At 49.6% G+C, this 6,514-nt stretch carries 8 protein-coding genes; all 8 read right to left on the bottom strand.

The window, feature by feature from the left end; all coding sequences use genetic code 11:
- Positions 1 to 14: 14 nt before the first annotated feature.
- Positions 15 to 1,514: a phage terminase large subunit gene (gene terL, locus DMI82_RS15080; protein WP_110103773.1), complete on the bottom strand. Its 1,500-nt coding sequence runs from the start codon at positions 1,512 to 1,514 to the stop codon at positions 15 to 17.
- On the bottom strand, positions 1,483 to 2,061 hold the full coding sequence (locus tag DMI82_RS15085) for a hypothetical protein (RefSeq protein ID WP_015525437.1): 579 nt from the start codon (positions 2,059 to 2,061) through the stop codon (positions 1,483 to 1,485). Before DMI82_RS15085 ends, terL begins: the two co-directional genes overlap by 32 nt.
- 63 nt (positions 2,062 to 2,124) lie before the next feature.
- Positions 2,125 to 3,771 carry a site-specific DNA-methyltransferase gene (locus tag DMI82_RS15090; RefSeq protein ID WP_146207166.1) on the bottom strand — a complete coding sequence of 549 codons (1,647 nt, stop codon included), beginning with the start codon at positions 3,769 to 3,771 and terminating at the stop codon, positions 2,125 to 2,127.
- Positions 3,772 to 3,849: 78 nt separating this feature from the next.
- A complete protein-coding gene (locus DMI82_RS15095; RefSeq protein ID WP_110103774.1) occupies positions 3,850 to 4,494 on the bottom strand; it encodes a hypothetical protein in 645 nt (214 codons plus the stop codon).
- Entirely contained in the window at positions 4,482 to 4,763 is a 282-nt protein-coding gene (locus tag DMI82_RS15100; RefSeq protein WP_015525434.1) for a hypothetical protein, read from the bottom strand. Before DMI82_RS15100 ends, DMI82_RS15095 begins: the two co-directional genes overlap by 13 nt.
- Before the next feature lie 42 nt (positions 4,764 to 4,805).
- Positions 4,806 to 5,066 (bottom strand): hypothetical protein, encoded by a 261-nt coding sequence (locus DMI82_RS15105; protein WP_110103775.1) that lies wholly within the window; start codon positions 5,064 to 5,066, stop codon positions 4,806 to 4,808.
- Between the two features lie 74 nt (positions 5,067 to 5,140).
- Positions 5,141 to 5,971 carry a DUF5131 family protein gene (locus tag DMI82_RS15110; protein ID WP_110103776.1) on the bottom strand — a complete coding sequence of 277 codons (831 nt, stop codon included), beginning with the start codon at positions 5,969 to 5,971 and terminating at the stop codon, positions 5,141 to 5,143.
- Positions 5,949 to 6,380: a hypothetical protein gene (locus tag DMI82_RS15115; RefSeq protein ID WP_110103777.1), complete on the bottom strand. Its 432-nt coding sequence runs from the start codon at positions 6,378 to 6,380 to the stop codon at positions 5,949 to 5,951. The genes DMI82_RS15110 and DMI82_RS15115 overlap by 23 nt, the downstream gene beginning before the upstream one ends.
- Positions 6,381 to 6,514: the final 134 nt, after the last annotated feature.

The following is a 6,514-nucleotide window of genomic DNA, read 5'->3' on the forward strand; positions in this document are numbered from 1 at the left end:
CATAGCCTTGCACCTCACTTTCCTCTCCAATAACTGCTCATGCCGCCTGCTACTGCCTCAGCCGGCGGTCCTGTCTGTGATGGCTTATCCATCAAATACAAAATTCCCTGCACCAGGGCGTCAACGGTATCTTTATACACGCCCTTTGGGAACATCAGTAAATCTTTCTGTAAATCAGTAACCCATGACGCCGTGTTTGGATCCGGAAAAAATACGTTCCCGGCCTCAAAATATGGTGTCACTGAAATAGCTCTCTCTTCCTTGCTGCCGCGTGGATTGAACGGTACCAGGCCAGAGACTTCTTTCCCCAGCACATCCATAACCGCCGGGCCGTTTGCCTTGTCCTCAACAACCTTTGCCCTGGCTTTTGGCCACTTGGCTGTCATATCCCGAACCGCTTTCACAGACTGGGTAAAACTCATTTTCTCGTTTACCAGGTCAAATACATAAACGTTGGGTCCGCTCCGTCCCATCACGTAACCGGCAACCTTGGCGCTGCCGTCGCTGTCTTTAAATGCCATGTCCCAGCTCTGTATGATCATATTGCAGTGCGGGGCTTGGTTGTAATAATGCTGCAGCCCTGCCTTTTTGAAAATATTACCGTCTGCTGGTGCCGGCCGCTGCTGCATCTGGCCAGAATACTGCAATGAGCCCATGCTCTTTTTCAGTCCGGCCAGGGATTCCTTGTCATATCGCTGGGGGTTCAGGATGTCCCCCTCTTCCCTTATGAGCTGCTTGCCACTTTTCGGGAATGTTATTATTGTCTTTTTCTCTGCCTCAGCTGGTAAACATAAATGCTCATAGCCCAGGTTTTCTGCCAGCACATAACCGGTCAGGTCCATTTCATGCAATCGCTGCATAACGATAATGATCGCGCCGTTCTTGGGGTCGTTCAGTCGTGTCTGCAGTGTGTTCTTGAAAAAATCTATGGTGTTTTGCCGCTCTGTCTCACTGTTGGCCATGAGCGGGTTCTGCGGGTCGTCAACTATAATTATGTCGCCACCCTCGCCAGTCAGTGCACCACCGACAGAGGTCGAAAACATCATACCTTGGTGGGTGTTCTTAAATTCGTTCTGTCGGTTTACGTCGTCTTTCAGCTTTACAATGTCGCCCCAGTTCTCAGTGTACCAGGGGGACTGTATAATATCACGGCTTAGTACGTTATGCTTACGGCTCAGGGAATCGCTGTACGAAACCTTAATAAATCTTTTCTCAGGTGCCTGGGTCCAGGTCCAGCATGGGAAGCACACCGTTACATTTATGCTTTTCATGTGTCGGGGCGGGATGTTTATCACAAGCCGCTTTATTTCCCCGTCCTTAACAGCGTGCAGGTACTCACATATCAGGTCAATGTGCCAGTTCGGTATATACGTGGTACCCGGCTCAATAATCGGCCAGGACTGCTGTATAAACTCCGATAGGGACCGCTCTGCCCGTTCCCTGCGAATCCCTTTTAGCAGGGTTCCTGGGTCAAACTGGCTGCTATTTATGTAGCTTTCCCAGTATTTGCTCAAGGTTTTCCAGCTCCTCGTCTGATAGGTCGGACATGTCCGGAATGCTGCCGCTCAGTTCCAGGCCGCCGCTATGCTCAACGGTTGCCTTTGCGCTCACGGCTATGCTCTCCGCACTGTCGCCGCGGCTCATTCTTTCTATCTTCACGCCGACGTCTGCCAGTCGGGCAATGTCCTGTGCAGACAATTCATTATCCGGGAGGGCTATCAGGCCACGGGTGGCTTTATTCAAAAGCTGCACGCCCAGTTTTGCATGTAGATCGTGCATTTTCTTGATTTCCTGCTCATTCTTGAAGCGTTCCAGCTCGGTCATGTAAACATCATAGGCCGCTGCGCGTTCTACCCAGTTCCACTGCGTACTCAGCTTTTCAATGCTGCTTTTGCTTTTCATTCCCATAGCATCTGCCAGGCGTCGGATGCTTCTTTTCTCCGGTTCCCGTCCCTGGGTTCCGTATGGCATGTCTCTGTACTGACAAAACTTTTGGTAATGCTGCGATTTCTCGCCCTCCTGCTGCTCCCATAGTTCAGGCGCGTCTCTCTTTGCCGCCATGCGCTGCTCCCTCCTTTCTCCGAAACATAAAAAGAACGGCCATAGCGGCCGCCCTCTCAGGTGTTACTCTTTGCCAGGGACATTGATGTCCTCAGCAGCTTCCGGCATTTCTTCCGGATCCGGCATATTTGCCTTTATATTTTCATCATTCAGCTGCACGTATGCGTATTCTTTGCCGTCCCTGGTGCATGTCACACCAGCATTGCCGGTATAGCTTACATACCGCCGAATAATTCCATCACAATAGGTTGGGCTTAACTCTACCAGCCTGGCCTGTCTCTCGGTCATTTCCGCGCCGATCAGCGTGAAGCCAGAACCGCCAAACAGGTCCAGGATAATGTCTCCCGGATCCGAGCTGTTCAGTATCGCCCTTGTGGCCAGTTCCACGGGCTTCTGTGTCGGGTGGAACGTCGCCGTATCTCTTGCCACTTCCCAAACGGCTCCCTGCTTATCTTCCGGGTATAAGAAAACGCTTTTATCTTCCTGCAGTCTCAGGTACCGGATTTTCTTTCCCTTTGGTACCTTGTCAGAAATAAAAGCCTTGCCTCCTGCTCCGTCAGTCACAACAATGCCACCGCTCAGGGTGGTTGCCATGCCTGCATCATCCCGGAGGGTTATCTTCCAGCAGGTGTTGTTGCTACGATCCCCGCACCACTTGGCCGTATGTCCTGCTTTCTCTGCATAAAACATAGGCTCGAAGTCTCTCAGGTAATCGGTACCGCTCAGGTTGTGATTGTTCTTCAACCATATCAAGTATTGCTTTTCCAGCAGGCCTGCGGCTGTCATGGCGTCCTCAAAGTCTCTGCGGGTATCTGTTGCATGGTAAATATAAAATGCAGCATCTGGCTTGCTGTACTTCACGGCGTTCTTAAAAGCCGGAATCAGTAATTTACCGAGGAGGTCGTCGTCGGTCAGTTCGTCGTTGGCGATCATGCCGTTGTTTTCAATCTGCTGCTTCTGCCTCTTCCCGTTTCCTCCTCCGCCATCCAGGCTTATGCCATACGGTGGATCAGTGTTCACGCACTGCGCCAGTTCATCCCCCAGCAGCTTCTGCAGGGTTTCTGGCTTTGTGCTGTCTCCACAAATCAGGCGGTGCTGCCCCAGGTGCCAAATGTCTCCGGCGTGGGTCATAGGAATGTTTTTCGGCGGCGGTACGGTGTCCTCTCCGTTGTTCTCCGTATCGTCCACGCCTCCCAGGGCGTTGAGTAGATCTTCCAGATCCTCCTCTGTATAACCGCTCATTTCCAGCGGTATCTCCCCGGTGTCCATCTGCTGCAGCATGTCTGTCAGTGCCGAGGTGTTCATTTCGCTCAGCTCTGCCAGGCGGTTGTCTGCCATCAGATCAGCGTACTCCTCTGCCTCCGAGGCATATTCCTGGTATTCAACAGGCACAACACTGGCCTGCATGGACTGTGCAGCTTCCAGGCGTCCGTGGCCGGTCACAACAAAGCCGCTGCGTTTGCTCACTGTAATAGGTTTCCTCCATCCCTGCCCCTTGATAATGGCAGCCAGCAGTGCGACCTGCTTAGGTGGATGGGTGTTTGGGTTTCCAGGGTTCGGAACCACTTTGCCAATAGGTACCAGCTCGTCAAAAGCACAAAAGACCTTTACACCCTCCGGCGTAACGGCCCTTGCTTCCGCTTCGGTCTGGTAGTTGGCCACGTTGTTGAAATAGTTCTCAACCTCGTCTTTTTTCTTCTTTCTTGCCATTTCTCCAATTCCTCCACTCTATCATTTTAACATCTATGCAGTGCATTGAAAATGTCTACTTTTTGCACCGTGCAGGCACTATGCAAGTCTTATGCCATCAATGCCGAAAATCAGTGCAGACAGTGGCTTTACAGCCTTTCCCAGGTCACTGTAATAGGTGCGCTTTTCTACACAATTTTCGCGTGCAATTTCTTCTGCACTCTTCTTTTCCGGTGCAATATATGCAGCGTGCAAAATCCGGTACCGGCGCATTTCCTCTGCCTTGCCGCTCTGCTCGCATGATATCCGGTACAAGTTCAGCATTTCGTCAATATGTGTCAGTATGATCAACGTGCGCTGCTGGCTCTGCTTAATGCTGCCAATATAATAATTGTCCTCGTACTCGAAGCTGTCCAGGCCGTCCAGAATGTCCAGAGCGCTCTCTTTTGCCTTGCGGCCATTAAATACTGCACCGCTCACATGCTCTTTCAGATTCCGGTAATTTGCCAGCAACAGGCGTGTGTTGTGCAGTCTCCGGGTATATCTTCCCTTTGTCTGCTCCTTTTTGCCCTCTTCCAGGCGTCTCTCCGCCGCTGCCGTGCCTGCTTCTACGCCTATGCGGATAGCTTCATCAATAGCCCGCTGGCTCAGCACCTCGTACACCCCTGCCAGTGCGCCAGGTTCTCTGCTGGTTCCTTTTGCCTCTTCTTTCTCTTCCACGCTCTGTTCCATTACTCTCTCCATTCTGGACCAGCCTCCTCTCCTAACCATTCATCAATACGTTTTTCCTGTGCCTCCCTCAATAAAGGGCTTAAATACATTGTCGTTTTCCAGCACATCCGTTTCAGTGCTTTCCTCAGCTGCTCACTGTCCGCCAGTTTCAACATATCCTCATTTGTCTTGACCTTTTTCAGTTTTTCCTCATACATGGTATTTGCTGCGCACAACGCCCATGTGATCAGGCTCCCGGCTCCCAGCAATGCGCCGGCCACAAATGCTGCTATAATTTCCATGTCGGCCTCCTCTCCGATATGCTCCCGACATAAATGTCGGAATCAATCTATGTCCCAGTTTCTGTTGTCCCATATCTTTATGCCGTGTACCATTCTCCGGACGGTATAGCACACGCCCCAGCATTTCAATTTCTTAAAATACGCCTTTTCTCTCCATGTCAGCGGCCAGATTCTGCCTTTTAGCAGCGTAACCTCAACAGTACCGCGATTGTTATCAACCATAACCCGCACCCGTTTAAATCCCAGTGTCTCAAAGAAATCTGTCATATACATGGCTTCCATAGCGCAATCCATTTTTCCCATAATCCTCATGCTCTCCTGCCTGTCCGGGCGGCGTGTTTCCACGCTCGCCCATAATATTTATTGACTTATCCACACTATCCCAAATTCTTAGGGGGATAACTAAATGGGAAATCCTGCACCAAATCCCCAGTAAAATAAGGAGCCAGGTTATTTTTCAAAAATACCTTGCTGCCGTGTGTCTGGGAAAATTCAAGGATATGCTGTACCCATTCCGCTTGCGGTATCGTTTTATTTTTCTGCTGGCCCGTCTCAGCTCCGACAATGATCCATGGCGGCGCATAGGTTCCTTTTGTTTCACTGCGTATAACCCACGATGCATCAAAAGTAAAGTCCTCCTGTATCGGTTCAATGCTTAAAAACCAGTTATATGTGCCAGGCTCAAACCAGGCATACTGCTGATCTGGTCTTGTTACTGTCGTGCCATACCAGAAATTTCCCTGCTGCGGCAGCTTTCCTGCTTCTGCCAGCTGTATGTATCTCTGTGGGTTCTTTGTCAGAAACAAATACGTGTGCCATGGTGCGGCTTGCGCCGCCCCGAAAACCCTCCGGATCCATTCATCCGGTACCCACTCCCCGAACAGATCGCCCATGCTTACCACAAATATAACCGCCGTTTTCTTTTTCTGTGCCGGCATAGGTAGGCAATACTCCCGGAACATAGGTTCAAACTTTACTGGGAACGGCGTTACTTTTCCGATTTCGTTTTTAAAAGGCTTTTTCAGCACCCAGCGGGTTCCTCTTTCGTCCCACTCTTTTCTCAGCTGCTCAGATGTTTTGTTGATCAGCACATTACCAGAAAATCTGTTCGCCTGCTTAGCTGCGTAACAATACAGGCAGCCATGCTGACATCCGGTCACGGGATTCCATGTGAAATCACACCATTCAATCAGGCTTTTGTTCATCATGCGTGTTTCCCTCCTCTCTATCTGCAAACATAAATGTTATTTCCGCTCTTTTACTTTCATAAAGTGGACGGATTGTAATGTTGTACGTGCACCGCGAATTGTCTCTTGTAAACTCAAATGTTTCCGCCAGCGTATTCCCGAAATAAATGCCATACTCCGTGCACTCGTCCAATTTTAAAATAAAAGGCAGATACTGGACCACTTCTTCTGCATGTTTAAATACGTTTTTATTTATGCGAATGTTTCCACGGTAATCTTTATAGATGTACCGGTACAGCTGTGGGAATCCATTTTGCAAACCCTCTTGCACAAAATTCTCAAAGTTTTCCATTGTATTGCAAATTGTTCCCCTTGCTATATATTCAATAGTCTTTTTCAGGTCAATCCAGCCGCTTTCATAAATTTTCATTGTCTTGCCCTCCTCATTTGTACTTTATTTTTTCCAGGATCCTCTGCCTCAGTGATTCATTGCTTTCAAACAGTCGCGGCTTTACGTCATAAACATAAGCGTGCCTTTTTAATATTTTTCTTTGACACCGCCAA

The organism is Blautia sp. BCRC 81119 (assembly GCF_003184505.1).
In the GTDB taxonomy this organism is placed as follows: domain Bacteria; phylum Bacillota; class Clostridia; order Lachnospirales; family Lachnospiraceae; genus Blautia_A; species Blautia_A fusiformis.

What these genes read in the sequence shown, in the direction of transcription:
- DMI82_RS15115 (WP_110103777.1), bottom strand. Translation starts at nt 6,380, where the DNA reads ATGAAAATTTATGAAAGCGGCTGGATTGACCTGAAAAAGACTATTGAA.
- DMI82_RS15090 (WP_146207166.1), bottom strand. Translation starts at nt 3,771, where the DNA reads ATGGCAAGAAAGAAGAAAAAAGACGAGGTTGAGAACTATTTCAACAAC.
- DMI82_RS15085 (WP_015525437.1), bottom strand. Translation starts at nt 2,061, where the DNA reads ATGGCGGCAAAGAGAGACGCGCCTGAACTATGGGAGCAGCAGGAGGGC.
- DMI82_RS15105 (WP_110103775.1), bottom strand. Translation starts at nt 5,066, where the DNA reads ATGGGAAAAATGGATTGCGCTATGGAAGCCATGTATATGACAGATTTC.
- DMI82_RS15100 (WP_015525434.1), bottom strand. Translation starts at nt 4,763, where the DNA reads ATGGAAATTATAGCAGCATTTGTGGCCGGCGCATTGCTGGGAGCCGGG.
- DMI82_RS15110 (WP_110103776.1), bottom strand. Translation starts at nt 5,971, where the DNA reads ATGATGAACAAAAGCCTGATTGAATGGTGTGATTTCACATGGAATCCC.
- DMI82_RS15095 (WP_110103774.1), bottom strand. Translation starts at nt 4,494, where the DNA reads ATGGAGAGAGTAATGGAACAGAGCGTGGAAGAGAAAGAAGAGGCAAAA.